The organism is Labilithrix luteola (genome assembly GCF_001263205.1).
Taxonomy (GTDB): Bacteria; Myxococcota_A; Polyangia; order Polyangiales; family Polyangiaceae; genus Labilithrix; species Labilithrix luteola.
This window is the reverse complement of sequence record NZ_CP012333.1, coordinates 4,460,162-4,479,217: the sequence shown is the minus strand read 5'-3', so window position 1 is coordinate 4,479,217 and position 19,056 is coordinate 4,460,162. Positions and strand designations below refer to the sequence as shown.

Annotated in this window: 13 protein-coding genes; 6 read left to right on the top strand and 7 right to left on the bottom strand. The window is 65.9% G+C overall.

What is annotated here, in order from left to right:
• Positions 1 to 147 precede the first annotated feature (147 nt).
• Positions 148 to 1,008, top strand: coding sequence for an isocitrate lyase/PEP mutase family protein (locus AKJ09_RS19940; protein ID WP_146648788.1), 861 nt, complete (start codon positions 148 to 150; stop codon positions 1,006 to 1,008).
• 104 nt (positions 1,009 to 1,112) lie between these two features.
• Here AKJ09_RS19940 and AKJ09_RS19935 read toward each other — a convergent pair whose 3' ends face one another.
• Positions 1,113 to 2,666 (bottom strand): amino acid permease, encoded by a 1,554-nt coding sequence (locus tag AKJ09_RS19935; protein ID WP_146648787.1) that lies wholly within the window; start codon positions 2,664 to 2,666, stop codon positions 1,113 to 1,115.
• Between the two features lie 305 nt (positions 2,667 to 2,971).
• On the opposite strand from AKJ09_RS19935, the gene AKJ09_RS19930 reads away from it, so the two are divergent.
• Genes AKJ09_RS19930 through AKJ09_RS19915 form a run of 4 tightly spaced genes read left to right on the top strand, consistent with a single transcriptional unit; the run spans position 2,972 to position 8,263 of the window.
• The gene (locus tag AKJ09_RS19930) at positions 2,972 to 4,693 is read left to right on the top strand and encodes an alginate export family protein (protein ID WP_146648786.1); all 1,722 of its coding nucleotides are present in this window, start codon (positions 2,972 to 2,974) and stop codon (positions 4,691 to 4,693) included.
• Positions 4,694 to 4,700: 7 nt separating this feature from the next.
• On the top strand, positions 4,701 to 5,852 hold the full coding sequence (locus AKJ09_RS19925) for a hypothetical protein (protein WP_146648785.1): 1,152 nt from the start codon (positions 4,701 to 4,703) through the stop codon (positions 5,850 to 5,852).
• A 39-nt stretch (positions 5,853 to 5,891) separates the two neighbouring features.
• A complete protein-coding gene (locus AKJ09_RS19920) occupies positions 5,892 to 7,238 on the top strand; it encodes a pyridoxal phosphate-dependent decarboxylase family protein (protein WP_146648784.1) in 1,347 nt (448 codons plus the stop codon).
• Between the two features lie 5 nt (positions 7,239 to 7,243).
• Positions 7,244 to 8,263 (top strand): amidohydrolase family protein, encoded by a 1,020-nt coding sequence (locus AKJ09_RS19915; protein ID WP_146648783.1) that lies wholly within the window; start codon positions 7,244 to 7,246, stop codon positions 8,261 to 8,263.
• Positions 8,264 to 8,328: 65 nt separating this feature from the next.
• On the opposite strand, the gene AKJ09_RS19910 is transcribed toward AKJ09_RS19915, so the two are convergent.
• The 3 genes from AKJ09_RS19910 to AKJ09_RS55595 form a co-directional block, all read right to left on the bottom strand.
• Positions 8,329 to 9,501, bottom strand: coding sequence for a hypothetical protein (locus AKJ09_RS19910; RefSeq protein WP_146648782.1), 1,173 nt, complete (start codon positions 9,499 to 9,501; stop codon positions 8,329 to 8,331).
• Between the two features lie 204 nt (positions 9,502 to 9,705).
• Positions 9,706 to 10,224 (bottom strand): DnaJ domain-containing protein, encoded by a 519-nt coding sequence (locus AKJ09_RS19905; RefSeq protein WP_146648781.1) that lies wholly within the window; start codon positions 10,222 to 10,224, stop codon positions 9,706 to 9,708.
• Positions 10,225 to 10,255: 31 nt separating this feature from the next.
• Positions 10,256 to 12,295 (bottom strand): Hsp70 family protein, encoded by a 2,040-nt coding sequence (locus AKJ09_RS55595; protein WP_146648780.1) that lies wholly within the window; start codon positions 12,293 to 12,295, stop codon positions 10,256 to 10,258.
• A 207-nt stretch (positions 12,296 to 12,502) separates the two neighbouring features.
• Between AKJ09_RS55595 and AKJ09_RS19895 the strand changes: the two genes are divergently transcribed.
• Positions 12,503 to 13,216: a hypothetical protein gene (locus AKJ09_RS19895; RefSeq protein ID WP_146648779.1), complete on the top strand. Its 714-nt coding sequence runs from the start codon at positions 12,503 to 12,505 to the stop codon at positions 13,214 to 13,216.
• Positions 13,217 to 13,220: 4 nt separating this feature from the next.
• On the opposite strand, the gene AKJ09_RS19890 is transcribed toward AKJ09_RS19895, so the two are convergent.
• The 3 genes from AKJ09_RS19890 to AKJ09_RS19880 form a co-directional block, all read right to left on the bottom strand.
• Entirely contained in the window at positions 13,221 to 14,156 is a 936-nt protein-coding gene (locus AKJ09_RS19890) for a Crp/Fnr family transcriptional regulator (RefSeq protein WP_146648778.1), read from the bottom strand.
• Positions 14,153 to 16,789: a hypothetical protein gene (locus AKJ09_RS19885; RefSeq protein ID WP_146648777.1), complete on the bottom strand. Its 2,637-nt coding sequence runs from the start codon at positions 16,787 to 16,789 to the stop codon at positions 14,153 to 14,155. Before AKJ09_RS19885 ends, AKJ09_RS19890 begins: the two co-directional genes overlap by 4 nt.
• A 92-nt stretch (positions 16,790 to 16,881) precedes the next feature.
• Positions 16,882 to 18,978, bottom strand: a complete 2,097-nt coding sequence (locus AKJ09_RS19880) for a hypothetical protein (RefSeq protein WP_146648776.1) — start codon at positions 18,976 to 18,978, stop codon at positions 16,882 to 16,884.
• Positions 18,979 to 19,056 lie beyond the last annotated feature (78 nt).

Below are 19,056 nucleotides of genomic sequence, written 5' to 3'. Positions count from 1 at the left end.
GACGTCTCGACGCCGTAGGCTCGGGGGGACTCTCGTGTTCTCGGACTATCTCTGAGACGCACGCAACTCCGCGTGCCGCGAGGCTGCAAGCCGAAGCCTGATGATTGTGGTGCACCGGGAACGTTCCTCATTGCATCGGAGTCAGCGATGTCCCGTTCCGACGTTCAAGCCCGCCACGCCGAGGCCTTTCGCGCACTGCACACGCGCCCCGGCGCATTCATCATCCCGAACCCGTGGGATGCCGGCACCGCGCGCCTGCTCGCGATGGCCGGTTTCCCGGCGCTCGCCACCACGAGCGCCGGGTTCGCCTTCTCGAAAGGCTTGCCCGACAACGCGATCGGTCGCGACGCGATGCTCCAACACATCGCCGACATCGTCGCGGCGGGCGGCCTGCCCGTGAGCGCCGACCTCGAGAATGGCTTCGGCGACGAGCCCGCCACCGTGGCCGAAACGATCCGTCTGGCCGCCGAAGCCGGCGCGGTCGGCGGCTCGATCGAGGACGCGACGGGCCGCGCCGATAAGCCGATCTACGCGCATGACGCGGCGGTCGAACGGATCGCCGCGGCCGTCGACGCGGCGCGCGCACTGCCGTTTCCGTTCACGCTGACCGCGCGCTGCGAGAACTACCTGAACGGCCGCCGCGATCTCGCCGACACAATCGCGCGGCTGGTCGCCTATCGCGACGCGGGCGCCGACGTGCTCTATGCACCGGGCCTGACCGATCCCGACGATATCGCGGCGGTGACGCGCGCCGTCAGCGCGCCCGTCAACGTCGTCATGGGGCTGCAAGGCGGCTTGCTGAGTCTCGACGCGCTCGCGGCGCTCGGCGTGAAACGCGTCAGCGTCGGCGCCGCGCTGGCGCGGGCTGCGCTCGGCGCATTCCTACGCGGCGCGACGGAGATGGCGCACGACGGGACCTTCACGTTTGCGGCCGACGCCATACCGGGGCGCGAACTCAATCGCTGGTTCGCGGCGCCGGACAATTCGCCGGTCTCGTTCGGGCGCTGACCCTGGACGAATTGCCTCCCGCCAACTCCACGACGGAGGTCCCTAGACATTGCGCTTCGTCACGCGGGGTCTCACGACGCACGCGTAGGACCTCCGCGCGCGGGTCATGCGGGGGGCCTTTCGAGGAGCGCCTTCTGAACGCGCGAGTGCTTGCGCCCATAGCCGAAGTAGATGGCCATGCCGATCGCGAGCCACACCCCGAGTCGTAGCCACGTCTCCCAAGGCAGCGCGAGCATCATCGCGAGCGCGACGGCCATGCCCATGAAGGGAACGAACGGGACCCAGGGAGTCTTGAACGGACGCGGAATTTCGGGGTGACGCCGGCGGAGCATCCACACGCTCGCGCAGACGATGACGAACGCGAGCAGCGTGCCGATGCTCACGAGCTCGCCGAGGATGCCGATCGGCACGAGGCCAGCGAACACGGCGACGAAGGCGCCGACGACGATCGACGAGACGTACGGCGTCTGAAAACGTGGGTGGATCTTCGCGGCCGCCGGCCAGAGCAGACCGTCGTTGGACATCGTGAAGAGCACGCGCGACTGAGCGAGGAGCATGACGAGCATCACGGACGCGAGCCCGAAGATGGCGCCGACCTTCACGAGGAAGCGCCCCCACCCCACGCCGGTGGCGTCGATGCCGACCGCGACCGGATCGGGCACGTCGAGCGCCGTGTAGGGCACGAGCGCGGTGAGCAGCCCGGAGACGAGGATGTAGAGAATCGTGCAGATCACGAGCGAGCCAAGGATGCCAATCGGCATATCGCGCTTCGGATTCTTGGCTTCCTGCGCGGCCGTCGAGACGGCGTCGAATCCGATGTACGCAAAGAAGATGACCGCCGCTCCGCGCAGGATGCCGCTCCAGCCGTACTTGCCGAACTCACCAGCGTTGGGCGGGATGTATGGCGACCAGTTCTTCGATGCGGGTGCCCAGCCCGCGCGCGTAAGGGCGACGAGGGCGAGACCGACGAACACGAGCACGATGCTGACTTTCACGATCACGATGAGCGTGTTCACGGTCGCCGACTCTCGGATCCCCCGGACGAGGATCGCCGTGACGAGGAGGACGGTGAGGAAGGCCACGAGATCGAAGGCGGCCGTCACGTGCGGGATCGAGCCGAGAGCAACATGAGCGCTCTCGAGCGTCTCCTCGATGGAGGAGAGTCGCTGCCATCGGCCGTCGTACAAGACGAGCACCGTGCCGGGCGCGGCGGTGAGGTGCGGCGGGATCGTGACGCCGTGATCCTGGAGGAAGCTGTTCACGTATCCGCTCCACCCGACAGCGACCGCCGCCGCTCCGAACCCGTATTCGAGGATAAGGTCCCAACCGATAATCCACGCGATGAGCTCGCCGAGCGACGCGTAGCTATACGTGTATGCGCTGCCCGCGATCGGGATGAGGGAGGCGAACTCCGCGTAGCAGAGACCCGCGAAGGCACAGGCCACCGCCGCGATCACGAACGAGATCGTGATGGCCGGTCCGGCATACTTCGCGGCAGCGCTGCCCGTTAGGACGAAGATCCCGGCGCCGATAATCGCGCCGACACCGAGCGCCAGCAGGTCGGGCGCACGGAGTGCCCTCTTGAGCCCGATGTGCCCGGCTTCCGACTCGGCATCGAGGGCCGAAAATTCCTTCTTGGCGAACGCATCGAAGCGCATCGCCCGATCGGTTCACGTAAACGTCGTTCTGTAAAGCCGCGTACGAAGGATGAGGCATCGCGCGCGTCATTCGATGGCACATCGTCGAATCGTCCACGAGCCGCAAGCCAGCGTCGCGAGCCTTGCGCTCGAATGAATCGAAACGCGCCGCGTCGATGCTTTCGATCGATCGAGGACAACCTCGTCGAGCTGGTCGGGCTGCTCGAGGCGCTCGAGCGTCGCCTGACGCGCCCTGACGTCTCACCGAGGTTTCGAAGCGCTTCGGGACGTCAATCGGCCGGGGTCGCGTGGTAATGCCCCCAGGCGTGGGGATTCGTTCGATCGTTCGCGTCTCGTGGCAGCGCGCGAGGCAGGGCGCGTACGCGCGCGCTTTGACGTCGCGCGCGATCGCGTCGGGTCTCGTCGTGGTGTTGCAGCTCACCACGGCCTCCGAGGCCTCGGCGGTGGAGCCGTGGTCGGATGCCGATCCGGCGGGCCCGCCGGCGCGCGCTCAAATCTCACCCGATATCGGCTTTCGCGGCGGGGCCGAATATCGCGCAAACGTCACCGCTGTCCGTCCCATCAACGTCAACGGAACGCGCGACCGGAATTTCTCGACCATCGAGCATCGTCTTCGCCTCGACGCCGGAATCGATTGGGAAGACAAAGTCCGGCTCGTCACCTCCATCGACGTCCTGGACGGCGTTCTGTGGGGCGACAACGGCACGCTAGGCAAGGCGCCGGAGCCCACCGACGGCGCCAACGTCACGACACGCAACACGAACTTTGCCACGACGTGCTACCAGCTGCGCGAGGGCGAGCCATCGACGCTCGCGACGAGCTATCACCTCGGGCTCTGCGAGACCGATGCCGTCTACGTTCGCCGCGTCTACGGCGACATCGTCACGCCGGTCGGGCTCCTCCGGATCGGCCGGCAGCCCTTCACCGACGGCGCATCGCTCTCCGTGAACGATGGCGATGGGCGCCGCAATCGCTTCGGCTTTTCGCGACGTGGCAACAGCGCCGACCGCATCCTTTTCGCCACCAAGCCTCTCGAGGCCTTCAAGCCGGTCGAGGCGCGCGACACATCGGAGACCAGGGGCGTCTTCGCCATCGTCGCATACGATCGACTCGTCACCGATTCTCCGCAGCAGTTCGGCGACGATCTGCACGGAATCGTTGGCGCCGTGCGCTGGCTCGAGCCGAAGCACTCGTTGGGCGGCAATTTCGAGGCTCGCGCGTATTACACGTACCGTTGGGATCAGCAGTACGACACGAGCATCAACGCCGTGGGCGGTCGAGTCATGTCGAAGCTCGGAGACTTCACGGCCGGCGCGGAGGCCACCGCCATCCTCGGGACGACGCGCGAGATCAGCGAAGCATTCCGTGTCATCTCCAATGATCCGCCGGTCGACCAGGTCGTTCGCCAGTTCGGAGCGCGAGGTGTGGTTCGTTACGACCAGCCGATGTACACGCTCTACTTCGAGACGGACTACGCCTCGGGCGACTCCGATCCAACGACACGCTCGCCGCTCACTCAGTTTCGCTTCGCCGAAGACTCGAACGTGGGCCTTCTCATGTTCAAGCACATTCTCGCCTATCAGTCGGGGCGGGCCGCCGCGAGCGGAGTGCAGCTCCTGCGAGATCTCGGTGCCCCGAGCTACCCCACCGACGCCATCGCCAGCCGCGGTTCATTCACGAACGCCTTCGCGATCTTCCCGCAGGTCGACGTACGCCCCCTGAAGAACCTGCTGCTTCGCGGCGGCGTGCTCATGGCTTGGGCGCCGGCCAAGGTGGTCGACCCTATCGTCTCACTCCAGCGCAAAGACGGCCTCCGAATCGAGGACGATCTCGTGAATTTCGCCGGTGGCGCGCCGAATCGATATTACGGAACCGAGCTCGATTTGCGCGTCCAATATCGAATGTACGAACACTTCGCAGCCGACCTCGAGGGCGCCTACCTCTTCACCGGCGATGCCTTCGCCGACATCAACGGCGACGCGGTCAACAGCTACCTGCTGCAGGCGCGCGGCACGTTCTTCTTCTGAGGGGACCATGGCCATCGCTCGACAGCTTTGCCTTTCCTCCGCTCTCCACCGCGCCGCTGCTCTAGGCACGTCGTTGCTCGGTGTGTTCGCCCTCACGAGTGCGCTCACCGCCGCCTGCGAGAAGTACGAGCCGCCGCCGACGGCAACCATCGTGGGCCTCGAATCCGCCGTACTCTACGACGCGAAGGCTCCGATCGTCGTCGACTTCGGAATGGCCATCGATCCGGCGACGCTCTCGCTCTCCATCGCCACCTACGAGACGAACATCGAAGGCGACCTCGGCGACGAGGACGACGATCCGAACACCACGTTGAACGTGCTCTTCGGCCACAATCCACTCGATGGCGACAGGGCAGGTCGCATCGAGCTCGCGAACGGCAACCGTCGTGTCGTTCTCCACCCCGACAGCGCACTTCCCGTCGGGCCGAAGCTCGTGCTGCTGGTCGAGCCCGGCCTCGAGAGCGTCGACGGCCGCCGTCGCAACAATCGCACCCGCATTCCCTTTTCGTACGCCGTCCGCTGTGCGGCGAACGCCAATGCAAGCGGGTTCGTCAACGGGGTCTACTTCGTGCTGCTCGAGGTCGAACAGCCGCTGGGCACGCAAATCCAGCTCTATGGTTCGATCAACGTCGACCCCAAAACCGGCATTCTGGCCGCGACGTTCACGAACGCCGACCGAAACGCCGACAACTCACGCTGCCCCGGCGGATGCGGGCCGGCGGATGCGTGCCGCCTCCTCCCCGCGCCCGAGTGCGTCGCCCCTTCGACGAAGGCAGCGAGCGTCGACGAATATTCCGACTTCCTCCCCAACCCCACGCCGCCGACAGGCTACTCGTTCGCCGTCGAAGGCTGCGTGGCGGACGGGCAGAACGGAACGGGAATCGTTACGGCACCGGCGATGATGGTCGTGCAGAGTCCGGCCGTGACCGTCGCCGGTCTCACCATGACCGCATTCTTCGGTGACGGCGCAGACGGGCAACCTCCGCGCGCGACCGGCAGCCTCACGGCCGACACTGTTCTCCTCGGGACGAGCGCCATCGGGGCCGGCAAAGGCACCATGTCGGCACGCTTGATCGCTCCAAGCGAGGTCCCGCCCGGCGTTCCGATGGCCAAACTTCCTACGGCGGCGGCGGACGGTGGAGCCGACGCGTCACCATGAACGGGCTTCATTGCATTTCGAAGCCAGGGAGCCTCTGAGATGACGATCCCCCAGCAAGGTATCGACGCCGACGATCTCCGTGCACGCATGGAGAGATATCGAGGAAACGACGGCGATGCCGCGGGCGCACGCCTTTTCAGCCTCGTCTACGCGACACGTTCCGACATTCTCGACGTGGCCAAGGACGCCTACGGGCGCTTCTTCTCGGAGAATGCGCTCAATCCGATGACCTTTCCGAGCCTGCGTCGCTTCGAGACGGAGGTGCTGGAGATCGCGATCGAGCTCTTGCACGGACCTGCAGGGGCGGCCGGCTCGATGACCAGCGGCGGGTCCGAGAGCCTCTTGCTCGCCGTGAAGACGGCTCGCGATTGGGCACGCCTGAACCGCCCGCACGTCACCGCGCCCGAGATGCTCTTGCCCGTCACGGCGCATCCGGCGCTCCTCAAAGCGGCGCATATCGTCGGCGTCGAGCCCGTGATCGTGCCCGTGACGGATGCCTTTGTCGCGGACATGGAGGCCGCGCGCTCGCTCGTGACCGACAACACTGTCCTCGTGGTCGGCTCGGCACCCCAATATCCCCACGGCGTGATGGATCCCATCACCGAGCTCGCGGAGCTGGCGGCGTCACGAGGCATCCTTTGCCACGTCGATTCGTGCATCGGTGGCTTTTTCCTGCCCTGGCTCGAGAAGTTGGGACGCGAAGTCCCCCCGTTCGATTTCCGGGTTCCTGGCGTAACTTCGATATCAGCCGACCTCCACAAATACGCGTATGCAGCCAAGGGCGCTTCGGTGCTCCTTCACCGCTCGCGCGCACTGCGCCGACATCAGTATTTCGTCCACCCCGATTGGCCGGGAGGCCTCTTCGGCTCCCCGAGCGTCCTTGGCACGCGCCCCGGCGGTGCCATCGCCGCCGCGTGGGCCGTCATGCACTACCTCGGCGCCGAGGGGTACCTCGACCTGACACGACGAGCGATGGATGCCACGAAGCGCATGGCCGACGGTGTCCGCGAGATCCCGGGATTACGCATCCTGGGCAATCCCGTGATGAGCCTTCTCGCCATCGGCATCGACGAGCGGCACGCCGATCCCGTCGACCTCAACGTCGTCGCCGACCGAATGCTCCAGAAAGGCTGGCGCATCGACCGCCAACAGCGCCCGACGAGCCTCCACTTGACGGTGAGCCCGGCGCACGACGTACTCGCGGAGACGTTCGTCGCAGATCTACGCGAAGCCGTCGCGCACGTACGGAGCTCCGGCGAGCAGGCCCAAGGCCCGTCGGCGATGTACGGCATGCTCGGCCAGCTTCCCGATCGCGCGTTCGTCGGCGACGCCTTGCTGGATTTCATGGACGGCATGGATTCCATGCCCACGATGCTCGAGGGGTGAGCTCGATGACTTCCGTGCATCCCACCCGCTTCACCTCGCTTCTCGACCTGACCCGCTTGCCGTGGTTCGCCTTGAACGATGCCGGGCGTTTGGTGATGCGCGACGCGAGCGTCGGTCCCATCGCCGACCTCCACACGCACCTGGCGCTCGCCTACGTCAGGCCGCCGAGCGTCGATTTCCACAAGCTGCATCCTGTAACGCAGCACTACTTGCCTTCGTGCTGCGCGCTCGATCTCGACGTTTACGCGAATCGAAATATGTCGCCGGAGATCGTCGCGGAGCTGACGCGTGATCTGACGCTGCGAAGCCTGGGACCGCGCGGAATGCGTGCGACGCATACGGTACCGAACCTCGTGCGCGAGATGGACGAGGTGGGGATCCGCGCCTCGGTGCTGCTCCCCATCGACTTCCCGCTCCTCTCCGACAATGCCGGCGTCGCGTTGCAGGCTGCGACGACGACACACAAGCTCTTCTCGTTCGGTTCGGTTCATCCCTATTCCCTCGACATGGAGGGAAGACTCGATGCGCAGTACAAGCGTGGTGCGCGCGGCATCAAGATGCACCCGTCGGTGCAGCTCGTCAGGGCCGACAACAAGCGCGCACGCAGCCTTTACAAGATGTGCGGCGATCGCCAGATGGTGGTGTTCTGGCACTGCGGGCCGGCCGGGATCGAGCCGAAGCTCGGACAGTATCTGAACCAGGTGAAGTTCTACGAGTCGCCGATCGCAGACCACCCCGACACGACCTTCGTTCTCGGACACTCCGGCGCGCTGCAGTTCGACGAGGCCCTCGCCCTGCAGCGCAAGTACCCGAACGTCTGGCTCGAGACGTCGTCGCAATCGCTCCGCAACGTGCGCCGAATGGTCGAAGAGGCCGACACGTCACGGATCGTGCACGGCTCTGACTGGCCCTTCTATCATCCAGCGATCAGCGTATCGAAGATTCTCATCGCCACCGAGGGCAAGCCCGAAATCCGGCATCGCCTCCTCTGGGCGAACGCAGCCCGCATCCTCGGCATCACCTGATCTTTGCGACGATCACTCAACGCGCTTTGGCACGCGCGGCCGTGCGTCTCGTAGAGCGCGGCCTCTCAATTGGGCGATCGCAGGACGAGTCCGTGGGTGCCCACAGCCACCCAGCTCGTGTCGCTGCCCGCAACGGCGTTGAGGGTGTGCGGACCGAGGGGCAGCTCGCGCCGCGACCACGTGTTCCCGTCGGCTGACACGGCGACCACGACGGAGCTCGCGCTCGCGAGGCCGACGGCTGCGATTGAGCCTCCCGCGCCCGACCCCATTCCGTTGAAGTAATCGCCCTGCGATTGCCCGGCAAAGGGGAGCGCGCGCTTCTCCCAAAGCTTGCCGTCGATGCTGAACTCGATCGCTCCTTGGGCGCTCGCAGCGAACACGCCATGGCCGGTCGCCGCGAGCGCCACGCCGGCGCCCTCGAACTCTCCGGTGGTCCAGGTGATCCCGTCGAGACTCACGCGCGCGCCTTCATCGCCCACCGCCACGAAGTCGATTCCGTAGCCGATCGCACGCGTCCCTGGCAAATCCAGGTTCGTCGTCCACGTCAGAGCGTCGGGGCTGTGCCAAAGGTTCACGTCGCCACCATTGTTCGGGGCGACGCTATAGGCGGCGAACTCGCCATTGCCCCATGCAGCGCCAAAGAAGATCTCTTTGCTGTTCGTCGATTTGTCGACGGGGTGCGACTCCCAAGAAACACCGTCCGCGCTCAGCGCGACGACGTTCGCGCCCCACGCCATGAACTTCGCGAGCCCGGTGAACGAGACGCCTCGAAATGGCGTAGCGGTCGCGTGGGATGTCCACGTCGCGCCGTCGTCGGTGCTCGTCCACACGACGTTGGCGTTGCCGACGACCACGAACGTGCCGTTGCCATAGGCCACCCCAGTCAAATCTGCCGTCGTGTCGACATCGACGCTCGGCCACTGCGGGATCTCCGGGGCGGGCATACAAGTTCCGGCGACGCACATCTCGCCCACGGGGCAAGGAAGTGACGATTGGCACCTCCTGCCGCCGGGACTCGAGGCGTCCCCGCCGTCGAGCGAGCCAGCGCCCGATCCAAGGGTGCCGGCATCCGTGGGGTCCACGTCGACGCCCGACGCACCGGACGAGCCGCAGCCCGACGCAACAAGGACCACTGCCAGCACCCCGGCGACGACAGATACGGAAGGAGCAACGCCGCGCTGCGACGGAAATCGGCGGAACGACGACGGGGGAAAACGGTTCGTGGGCATGGATTTCATCTCTCGAACTCTTTGGAGCGCGCGGATGAGGATTTGTCGCGCGAAATAGGTCATCGCCGTCACGAGAGCGACGCGTTGCCCGTTTCCGCGTCGGGGCGAGGGGTGCCTGACAGCGTAAGGAACGCCCGCGCCAGAGTGGACGCAACCCTTCTTCTGCGAAATTTCAGCAGCACCGGCCGACGGTTGGGTTGCGCGGCCGGTGCGCTAGGGCGGCTCGAGGAAGAGCGCCTCGTACAAGATGTCGAGGCGCTCTTTCAGTTCGTCGTTGCCCGGATCGTGTTGGCACGCGCTGATGAGCTGGATGCGCGCCTCTTCGAGCTTACCGTTGGAGAGGAACGCGTCGGCCTTGGCTGCGTACTGCCTGGCCTTCGCATTGCTCGCGATCATGTGGAGCGTGCGCTGCTGGAAGGTCGGCTTCTTCTCGACGGCGTGCTCGTCGAGCTTCACCTGGCCCTTGCGCAGCTCGGCGTCGTAGCGCGTACGGAGATTCGGCCGGCGGAGGACGTTGTACGCCTCGACGAGCTTCTTGAAGACGGCGGAGGCGGCGCGCCCGACCTCCTCGTCTTCGTCGACGAAGCGATCCGGGTGGCAGCGGAGCGAGAGCGCGTGGAACGCCTTCTGGATCTCGGCCGGCGACGCGTCGTAGGGCACCCGGAGGATGTCGTAGTAGTCCATCGTCTCGAGCGACTCCGCCCAGGCAATGAACGTTATCGGCGCGGCCATGATCGACGGGACCTCGTAGAAGCGACTTCGATCAACCGATCACGTGGTTTGCCTGGCGCGCGGCCATGGCGTTGACTTCGGCGGCGTCCGTCTGGGTGCCGAGCAGGCGCATCGTGGCCACGGTCTCACGGTTCGTGTCGCCGTCTTTGGCGCGAACGTTGAGAATGCCGTCGGCGTCGAGCTCGAACGTCACGAGGATCTTCAGCTCGCCGCGCGCAGCCGGCCGAAGGCCCGAGAGCTCGAGCTCTCCGAGATACGTGTTCTCGGCGAAGCGCGGTGATTCGCCCTGCGCCACGCGAATGAAGACGACCGTCTGGTGATCGGACGCGGTGAGGAACGCGCGTGCTTTCTCGCATGGCACGGGCGAGTTCGCGGCGATGAGAACGTCGGAATAGCCGCCCACCGTTTCGACACGGAGGCTGAGCGGCGTGACGTCGATGAGAAGCGGCGCGGCTTGCGCCGTGGCGATGGCGCTGCCTCGGGCGAAGGCGGCCGCCGTCGGCGCACTTCCGAGATCGAACTCGGCGAACGGAGCGACCATCGCGCCGATGTCGATCGGTAGCGACACTTCGGTCGACGTCGCTCGCACGGGCGGCGGTGCTGGGGCGGGCGCAGGCGCGGGGGCGGGCGCAGGCGCCGCAAAATCACGCGCCACGCCGTAGTCCATCGTCGCTGCGCGAGGCCGAGGTACGGGCGGGGGGGCCTTCGGAGGCGCAGGCCTCGGCGGAGGTGTACTCCGTCGCGAAGGTTGTGCGTCGGGAATGTCCGAGAAGCTGATGACCGCAGCCGCCTTCGTGAACTCGAAGAACGCCGGAGCCGGAGGTGCTGCGAGATCGGACGGTAGCCTCGGCGCCTTGGGCGCTTCGATCGGTGCCGCCGCGCGCGCGAGCTGATCGTGTCCCGACGTGTGCTTCTTCGGCCGCGACTTCGAGCGATTGAGCGCGTGAGCCTGAATGGCGGCGCCGAGCGCGACGACCTCGTCCGGGTTCACCTTCACGTGCGGCGGCTGACCGAAGAAGTCTTCGACCATACGCACGACGAGCGGCATGCGCGTCGAACCACCGACCAGGATGACCCGCTCGAAATCCTTCGGACCGAGCCCCACGCCTTCCATCGACTGCCGTGCAACGGCCAGCGTGCGATCGACGAGGGGCCGAGCCAGACGTTCGAGCTCGAGGCGCGACAAGCTCACGTTGGCATCGAGCTCCACGCCACCGGGGCCATGACCGAGGCCGGTCAACAAGCGGGTGACGTGTTCGTGCGCGCTGAGCTCCTTCTTGATCTCCTCGGCAGCGAAGCGGAGCCGTCCGTAGACGGTCGAGTCGGCGCGCGGATCGCGCTTCAGGCGCTGCATCACGTCGCCAGCGAGCTTGTCGGCGAGAAGGCGGTCGATGTCGTCTCCACCGAGCGCGCTGTCACCGGCGGTTGCGAGAACTTCGAACACGTTGCTCGTCAGGTCGAGCAGCGTGATGTCGAACGTGCCGCCGCCGAGGTCGTAGACCGCGATCTTCTCGTTCTTGTTGATCGACTGGCCATACGCGAGCGCCGCTGCGGTGGGCTCGTTGATGATGCGCATGACGTCGAGCCCGGCGAGCTTGCCGGCAATCTTCGTCGAGGCGCGCTGCAGATCGTTGAAGTTCGCCGGAACGGTGATGACCGCGCGCTCGACCGGCTCACCGAGAGCCGCTTCGGCGATCGCCTTCGCGCGCCGCAGGATGAACGCGCTGATCTCCGGCAGCGCATAGGCCGTGTCGCGCGCGACCACGCTGGTGCTGTTCTTGGCGCCGGCGGCGAAGCGGAAGGGCAGTCGTGTGGCCGCTGCTCGCACCTCGGCCGAATCGATCAAGCGGCCGAGGAGCGGCTTGATGGAAAAAATCGTGTTCTCTGGATCGATGAGCCGACGCTCGCGGGCGGCCTCACCGACGAGCACCGTGCCCGAGGGATGAAACGAGACGACCGAAGGGAGAAGACGCCGGCCCTGATCGTCTTCGAGTGTCACCGCAACGCCATCGACGACGGCCGAGACGACCGTGTTCGTGGTGCCGAGGTCGATACCAATGGCGACGCTCAAGGTCGGGGGAGCTTACCAAGCAACCCGCACTCACCAGAATGTGGGAAATTGTCGGCGCGTGGTTCGCACGCGATCCGCTCGATGCCGATCGGCATCAAGACGGTGGAGTGCGACGTCACGATTCGCCGCGTACGTGCGTGCGCATGCGACGGGCACACACGATGCAACGAGCCGAGCCACGCAGTAGGGCGAGAAAGCGAGATTCCGTTGAACCTGCCTCTCTACCGCATCGTCGAAGGCCGCCGCCTCGAAGGGCTGCCGCCGCCCAAGGCCGTCTTCACCTCCGCGATCGGTCGCTACTTCGCTCGCTCGGCGTACCATCAGGCCGCGAGCGCCCTCGCCTTCGATCGCCTGCGCCGCGAGCTCGATGCGTACGGCTCCCCCGGCGGTTTGCTCGAACGTTGCGAGCAGGCACGTGCGCGCGAGCTCATGCATTCGGCGCTGTTCGCGGAGCTCGCCGAGCAGTTCGCGACCCCCGTGACGATGCCGGCGCGCGCGCCGACAGAGTGTCTCGCGGTGCGTCCCCTCGTCGACGTGGCGATCGACAATGCCGTCGAAGGTGTCGTGCGTTCGACCTTTGGCGCGGCCGTAGCGCGCTACCGCGCGACACACGCCGAAGATCCCGAGATCCGCCGCGTGATGGAGATCATCGCCGAAGACGAGCAAGTCCACGCCGAGCTCGCACACGACATCGCGAGCTGGCTGCACGACGCGACCGACGCGAGCACCTCCATCGAGGGCATTCTCGTCGAAGACAGCATTCGCCACGCCGCGCGCGCTCTCGCGCAAGAGCTCGACATGGATCCCGATCCGTCGCTCTGCACGCAGGCCGGCATCCCTTCCCGCCTGGACGCACTCACCATCTGGAGCCGCCTCTCACACCGCGTCTGGCACGACTTCGCGCACGCCGCGGCGGCCTGATGGTTCAGCCGAGCTCGCTCTTGTCGGTTGCAAGGTATTGGCGCGCGATGCCTCGAAGCATGTCGAGGCCTACCGAGACGTGCATCTCGATGATGACGAGGAAGTCCTCGTAGTCGATGTGGTACGCGATGATCGGTGTCTCGGCCCGCGCTTCGTACGAACGCGGCTGCCCGCTCCAGACGTCCATCACGCCAAGCGTGAAGTCGTGGCCCACGTCGACGTGCTGCCCATCCGGCGCCGTGCAGCGAACGCGCCCGTACTCGACGTGGAGCGCGAACGTCGAGGGCTCACCGGCAGACCAGAAGACATGGCCGGCCGGCACACGTCGCTCTTTCATGCGTCGCGTGAGATCGACCAGCGCCTCCACGTTCATTTGATGGAAGGGCCCACGGCGCAGCTGGATGAGCTGCTCGGGAAGCGTGCGCGGACGAACGTAGTAGTCGCCAAGATCGACGGACGGCGGATTCGAAGGGTCCGCCGGCAGGTGATGACGCGCCCGCGTCAGCGTCGTGCCCATGATCCGAAGGCAATTGCGAAGGAGCGAGAAGTTCTCCTCGAGGGCCACGCGAAACGTGGCGACGGGGATCTCGAGGGTCACGGTGTCGATGTCGGCCACGACTCGTCCGGTCGTCGTCGAGGCCATGACGGCGAGCATGCCGAAACCTTCACCACGCCTCGCGACGTAACCGGGCTTTCCGGTACGCGTGACCGTGACCTGGCCTTCGATGACGATGCCGATCGCGCGAGGTTGCTCGTCTTCGGTCGTGAGGACGTCGCCCTTGCGATAGAAGCGGTTCGTCGCGTGCTCTGCGAACAACGTGAGGCCTTGCTCGTCGAGTCCTTGCAGGCTCTCCACCGAGCGGAGCAGCAGCACACGGTTGCGAAGCGCCGCCTGAGGAGAATCGGCGCGGGAGAACAGATCGAGGACGTCCTGATTCATACGGCCTCCTGCGCGAGCGACCCCGATTCGTGGAGTTCCGTGAAGTGGAAGTCGGCGATGTCGCGAAGAGCATCGCTCTCGTTGTTGCGAAGATGCGCGAGGAGCGCGGCGTAGTCGAGGCCGAGGGGCGAGTGATACTTGCCCGATTGGCGGAGGCGCTCTTCGTCGGGCAGGTCGTCGACGAGGCCACGCACCGCGGCCCGCAGTGGGTCGACGAGGACATTGTCGATGAGCTCGATGCTCGTGGCGCGCTCGTCACGCGTTCCATGCAGACCGCGGTGAATCTGGCCGAAGTCTTCGCGTGGATGGGCGAGGTCGAGGAGCCGGAAGAGGCGCTCGATCGTGTTCTTCTCCTTGTCGACGAGCGTCGCAGCGAGAAGCTCGTGGCCCTTGGTCCGGCGTGACTGCACCTCTCGCCCGCCGCGCACCAGGTCGAGCCGTGAATCGAGCAAGCCGAACGCCCACGTCAGCGTCTCGTCGATCGCGTTCTGAAGCGTGATCTTGTCGAGAGGCAACTCCGGCGTGCGTCGCACGAGCCTCTCGAGCGCGCGGATGATCTGGAAACGCACGCCGCCGTCCCCCTCCTTCGGAAGCCATCTCAGGAGCGCGTCGCCCGCGGCATTCGGCTCGAAGAACGTCATCGCGTGCGGAATTCGCCATCGCAACGTCGGGGCGGTGTCGGCCGCTTCGAGCGCGCGACGAAGCCCGTCCAGGGCAGCGGGACCGTGAGCCGCGAGCGCTTCGTGGGCCTCCGTGCGGGTGGCTTCCTCGGAAAGACGTTCGATGAGTGCGGGCACGAACACGGGCCGGACGAGACGAGTCATTGCGGCAACGGCAGCGCGTCGAACGTCGACGACGCGATCGGCCGAGAGCCCCACGAGGACGTCGTCGAAGCCCTCCGCGCCTCGCCCGGCGATCGCTTCCGCCAACGCAATCTTGGTCTTGGCGGTTCCATGCATCAGGAGCTCTTCGAGGCGCTTCGCCGCCTCTGCTCCAGAGATGTCTCCCGATGCGATGAGGTTCACCGTGATCGTGGTGGCCACCTCGGCACTAGACTCCGTGCGCAGTCGCTCGAAGAGAACTTCGGCATCCGGCGTGAGAACGGAGCGGGCAGCGATGGCGGCCCCACGAACGCGGGGCGACGGGTGATCGAGCACGCGGTCGATGACGTGCACCACGTTCTTGCGCTCCGTTCGCGTGAAGATCGCGAGCGCCAGCTCCACGACGCTCTCCGACGGGTGATACAGAATGAGCGCCGGAACGAGGTGCACCTTCTTCTCGCGTTCGAGCACCTGCAGCGCCGCGATCACCTCGTTGTCGAGCTGGCTGTCGAGCGTGGCAACCAAGGTTTCGAGCGAGGCGACGTCGAGCTGGGGAAACTCTTCGATTCGCGTCATGCGCCCCTGCTTGAGGCGTGCTCGAAAGAGCTCGACGTACGGCTCGCGCAGCGCGAGTGCCGATGCGACCCAGGCGAGACAAAGAACCACGAGACCAAACGAGAGCATCGTGGGCGTCGCCCGCGAGCCGAGAAAGACGAGGAGTCCGATGGAGGCGACGATCTGCCCGCCGCGCTGCCCGACGACGTCCATGAAGCCCTTCACGCGCTGCCGAGCCTCGTCGCTGAAGGGCATGAAAAGGAGCTCCGACGCCGTGCGATGAAGCGAGTAGCGAAGAGAGCCGTCGGCCCCTTTGAGCGCGAGGACGGCAACGAGGCCACCGCTCGCGGCGATGCCTAGACCGCCGAGGGCGAGGAACGCAGGCAAGATCGCGAGTGCCAAGCCGAGCGAAGTACGCTTGAGAACCACGTTGACGAGAACGAGCTGACAAAGGAGCGAGGTGAGGTTGATGGCAAAGTAGACGGTGCCGAGAAACGCGCCGAGCTCCGACGCAGGCACGAGTCGAGCGACCATGAGCTTGAAGAGGAAATCGCTCACGGTCAGGCACACCGTCGAGAGCAAGAGCATGACCACGACGCGCCTCGCGTAGAGCGAATCGCGGATGTACTGCACGTTGCTGGCGAGGGTGGGCGTAGACGCCGGCTCCACGAACGCCTTTCGCGACGACGCCTGGAACAAGAGGGGCATCGCCGACGTGACAGCGAAGCAGACGGAGGACACGAGCAGGAGTCGCTGCGCCGGCATGACCTTCGCCAGCGCGCTCGCGGCACCGCTACCGGCGATGGCGCCGAAGACGCTGCCAGCTCCGATGAGTCCGTAGAGACGCTTGGCCTGCGTGACGCTGAACAAGCCGCCGACGAGCGTCCAGAAATGGACGAGCGAGAGCGTGGTGACGAGGCCTGACCAAACGTAGAGCGCATAGAGGCCGGCGCTCCCGAGCCGCGACCCGAGCACGAAGAAGGCAAAGGTCACGACGCCCGCGCCGAACGTCCACGCGGAGAGCGCCGTCCGCGCAGCGCCTCGGCCCGAGAAGAGGCCTTGGAATCGAACCGCGCCGAACGACATCGCCGCAGTGAGCAAGAAGACCCACGGCAAGTGGGTGGCAGGAACCTTCGCGAGGAAGAGCGCGTCGCGCGCGGTCTCGAGAATGGCGTGCCCGCTGATCAGTCCGAACAGCGTGACGAAGCCGGCCCACACGTCACGGCGCTCGTCGGAACGAATCGCGAACACACCCACGCGCGTGACGATACCACGCCGATTTCGGCCTCCGAGCGCAGGAAGCCAACGATATCGTAGAGGTTTCGCCCTACGGTCGCGGTCTCATCCGTTCACTGCACCGGACGAACGCAGCGCGAGCCGAACTTGCCGTACTGGAACATGACGGAGATCGTCTCGCCGCCCTGCCCGTTGTAGTACTGGTGCCCTTCCCACGTCTGGCCGATGAGCCGCGTCGTCGGGATGCTCGTGTACTTCGTGCCGGGCCCCTTGGTGGACGGCGGTGTGGTTCCGGGATCCGAGCGCGTGCACGTGGTCGCGCCGGCAAGTGGTTCGCCCGAGAGGTCGCAGAAGTCGCCCGCTCCGGCTTTGAAGTCTCCCGTGTACTCGGCCATGTTCGCGTAGAGGTCCATCCAGCTCTCGCCGTTGCCCTTCACGGACGATGCGTCGTTCACGAAGCGGCCAGGCGCACCGATGAGGACTTCGTTGTCCTTCGATTTGTCGGTGCCGAGCGGGAACTCGTAGAAGACACCGCTCTGACCGCCGAGCGCATAGCCGTCGGTGTTCTGGCACTTGAAACCGCCGTTCAGGTACGTGCCGTTACACCAGTTGTAGTTCGGGCACGGCTTCGCGTTCTGCGGGCCGATTCCTCCAGGCCCAGGACAAAGGTTCGAGGCGGCCCACGGGAACGAATTCACGCGATCGGCCACAGTGGCCGCGGGCGCCCACACGTCCCAGTAGTCGGCGATCGTGGCCACCTCACCGCCATCCCAGGCGCAGAACGCCGCGAACATGATCGGCATCGCGCAGTTGAGAGACTTCTCGTCGGACACCTCGCGGGCCAGCGAGCGCGCAGGCAGTCCGAACTCGGTGAGCACGGCGGCGTCTTGCCAGTAGGTGTTCGCGCTGTAGTTGCCGAGGCCGTTGTAGCAACCACGAACGCCGTCGTAGTTGTCGATGTCGAGCCCCATGTGCGCGGTGAGGCCGTGCGGACCGGTCTGCTGCGAAGGGTAGATCGGCAAGACGTTCGGGCTGAGACCGACGAGCGTGGCAAGCTGCGAGGTGGGGTTCGCCGCGACGAAGCTCGAGACCCAGTCGCGTACGTTGGGGCCGACCTTCGTGAGGAACGTGCGGAAGCGGCCCGAAGTGATCTCGTACTTGTCGAGACGTCGCGTGGTGCGCGTGGGCAGAGGAAGCGACTTGCAGCAGGAGTCGTGGACGGCGCCAGCCTCGCCCGTCTCTTTGGCTCCGCACGACGTGATGCCTGAGACCTCGGCAGTGTCGCAAGACTTGATCGAGCACGTGCCGTTCGGAGCGCATGCGCCGGTCATACAGTCGCCGTCGACGGCACACTTGCTCGCATCTTTGCAGCGCGGCGCCGTATACGAGAAGTCACCTTCGGTGACGCCGCTGCCTCCGCAGTCGACGTCGGACTCGCCGCCGTTCTGCACCTTGTCGGTCTCCGAGGGCTTCACGCAGACCGACGCGGTGCAGGCGAGCAGCTGGCAGTCTTCGTTCTTCGCGCAGGCCTTGCCGAGGAGGCACTTGGGTGCCGTCGAGCCGCCGCAGTCGACGTCGGTCTCGTCCTGGTTCTTCTTGCCGTCGGTCGACGAAGGCGGGTCGCAGACGCCGGCTTTGCAGATGCCCTGGCAGTCCTCGTTGACCACGCACTTCTCCCCGCCGCCGCACAGTTTGTCCGGCTTCGCGGTACCGCCACAATCAACGCCCGTTTCACCACCGTCGCGCTTGCCGTTCTGGTGAACGTCGCTCGGCGGAGCGGCGCAGGTCTTGTCGCAGTAATCCGAGGAACAGTCGGCGGCGGACTGACAAATCTCGCCGTTCGCGCACGCGTTCGGAAGGCCGACGCCGCAGGTCTTGCTGGCTACCGGCGCACACGTGCCGTCTTTGCACGTTCCGCTCGCGCATTGCGCGTCGCCACCACATGGGTTTCCGTCACAGAGCTTCAGGCTGTTGGCCGAAGCAGCTTTCCCGTCACTCGCGCATTCCGTGGCGATCGCGTTGCATGCGCCAGTGATGCACGAACCGACGCTGCAGTCGGCGTCGACGGAGCAGCCCTCTTGATCGTCACATTTCCGTGACGTGCTCGCTCCACAAGGCGAATTGTCTCCGCCAATCGTGCCCGTGCATGCGGGAGCCGCGAGACCAAAGAGAGCAAACCACAGGACTCCCCCGAGCCATCGCGTCGCCATTCGATTCACCTTGGAGATTTGTATCGTCGGTGAAGCGCGATGCAAGCCCTCGTGATTCGAATCGACGATCCGCTGTGA

What these genes read in the sequence shown, in the direction of transcription:
- AKJ09_RS19905 (WP_146648781.1), bottom strand. Translation starts at nt 10,224, where the DNA reads ATGGCCGCGCCGATAACGTTCATTGCCTGGGCGGAGTCGCTCGAGACG.
- AKJ09_RS19890 (WP_146648778.1), bottom strand. Translation starts at nt 14,156, where the DNA reads ATGAATCAGGACGTCCTCGATCTGTTCTCCCGCGCCGATTCTCCTCAG.
- AKJ09_RS19910 (WP_146648782.1), bottom strand. Translation starts at nt 9,501, where the DNA reads ATGAAATCCATGCCCACGAACCGTTTTCCCCCGTCGTCGTTCCGCCGA.
- AKJ09_RS19935 (WP_146648787.1), bottom strand. Translation starts at nt 2,666, where the DNA reads ATGCGCTTCGATGCGTTCGCCAAGAAGGAATTTTCGGCCCTCGATGCC.
- AKJ09_RS19880 (WP_146648776.1), bottom strand. Translation starts at nt 18,978, where the DNA reads ATGGCGACGCGATGGCTCGGGGGAGTCCTGTGGTTTGCTCTCTTTGGT.
- AKJ09_RS19920 (WP_146648784.1), top strand. Translation starts at nt 5,892, where the DNA reads ATGACGATCCCCCAGCAAGGTATCGACGCCGACGATCTCCGTGCACGC.
- AKJ09_RS19925 (WP_146648785.1), top strand. Translation starts at nt 4,701, where the DNA reads ATGGCCATCGCTCGACAGCTTTGCCTTTCCTCCGCTCTCCACCGCGCC.
- AKJ09_RS19940 (WP_146648788.1), top strand. Translation starts at nt 148, where the DNA reads ATGTCCCGTTCCGACGTTCAAGCCCGCCACGCCGAGGCCTTTCGCGCA.
- AKJ09_RS19915 (WP_146648783.1), top strand. Translation starts at nt 7,244, where the DNA reads ATGACTTCCGTGCATCCCACCCGCTTCACCTCGCTTCTCGACCTGACC.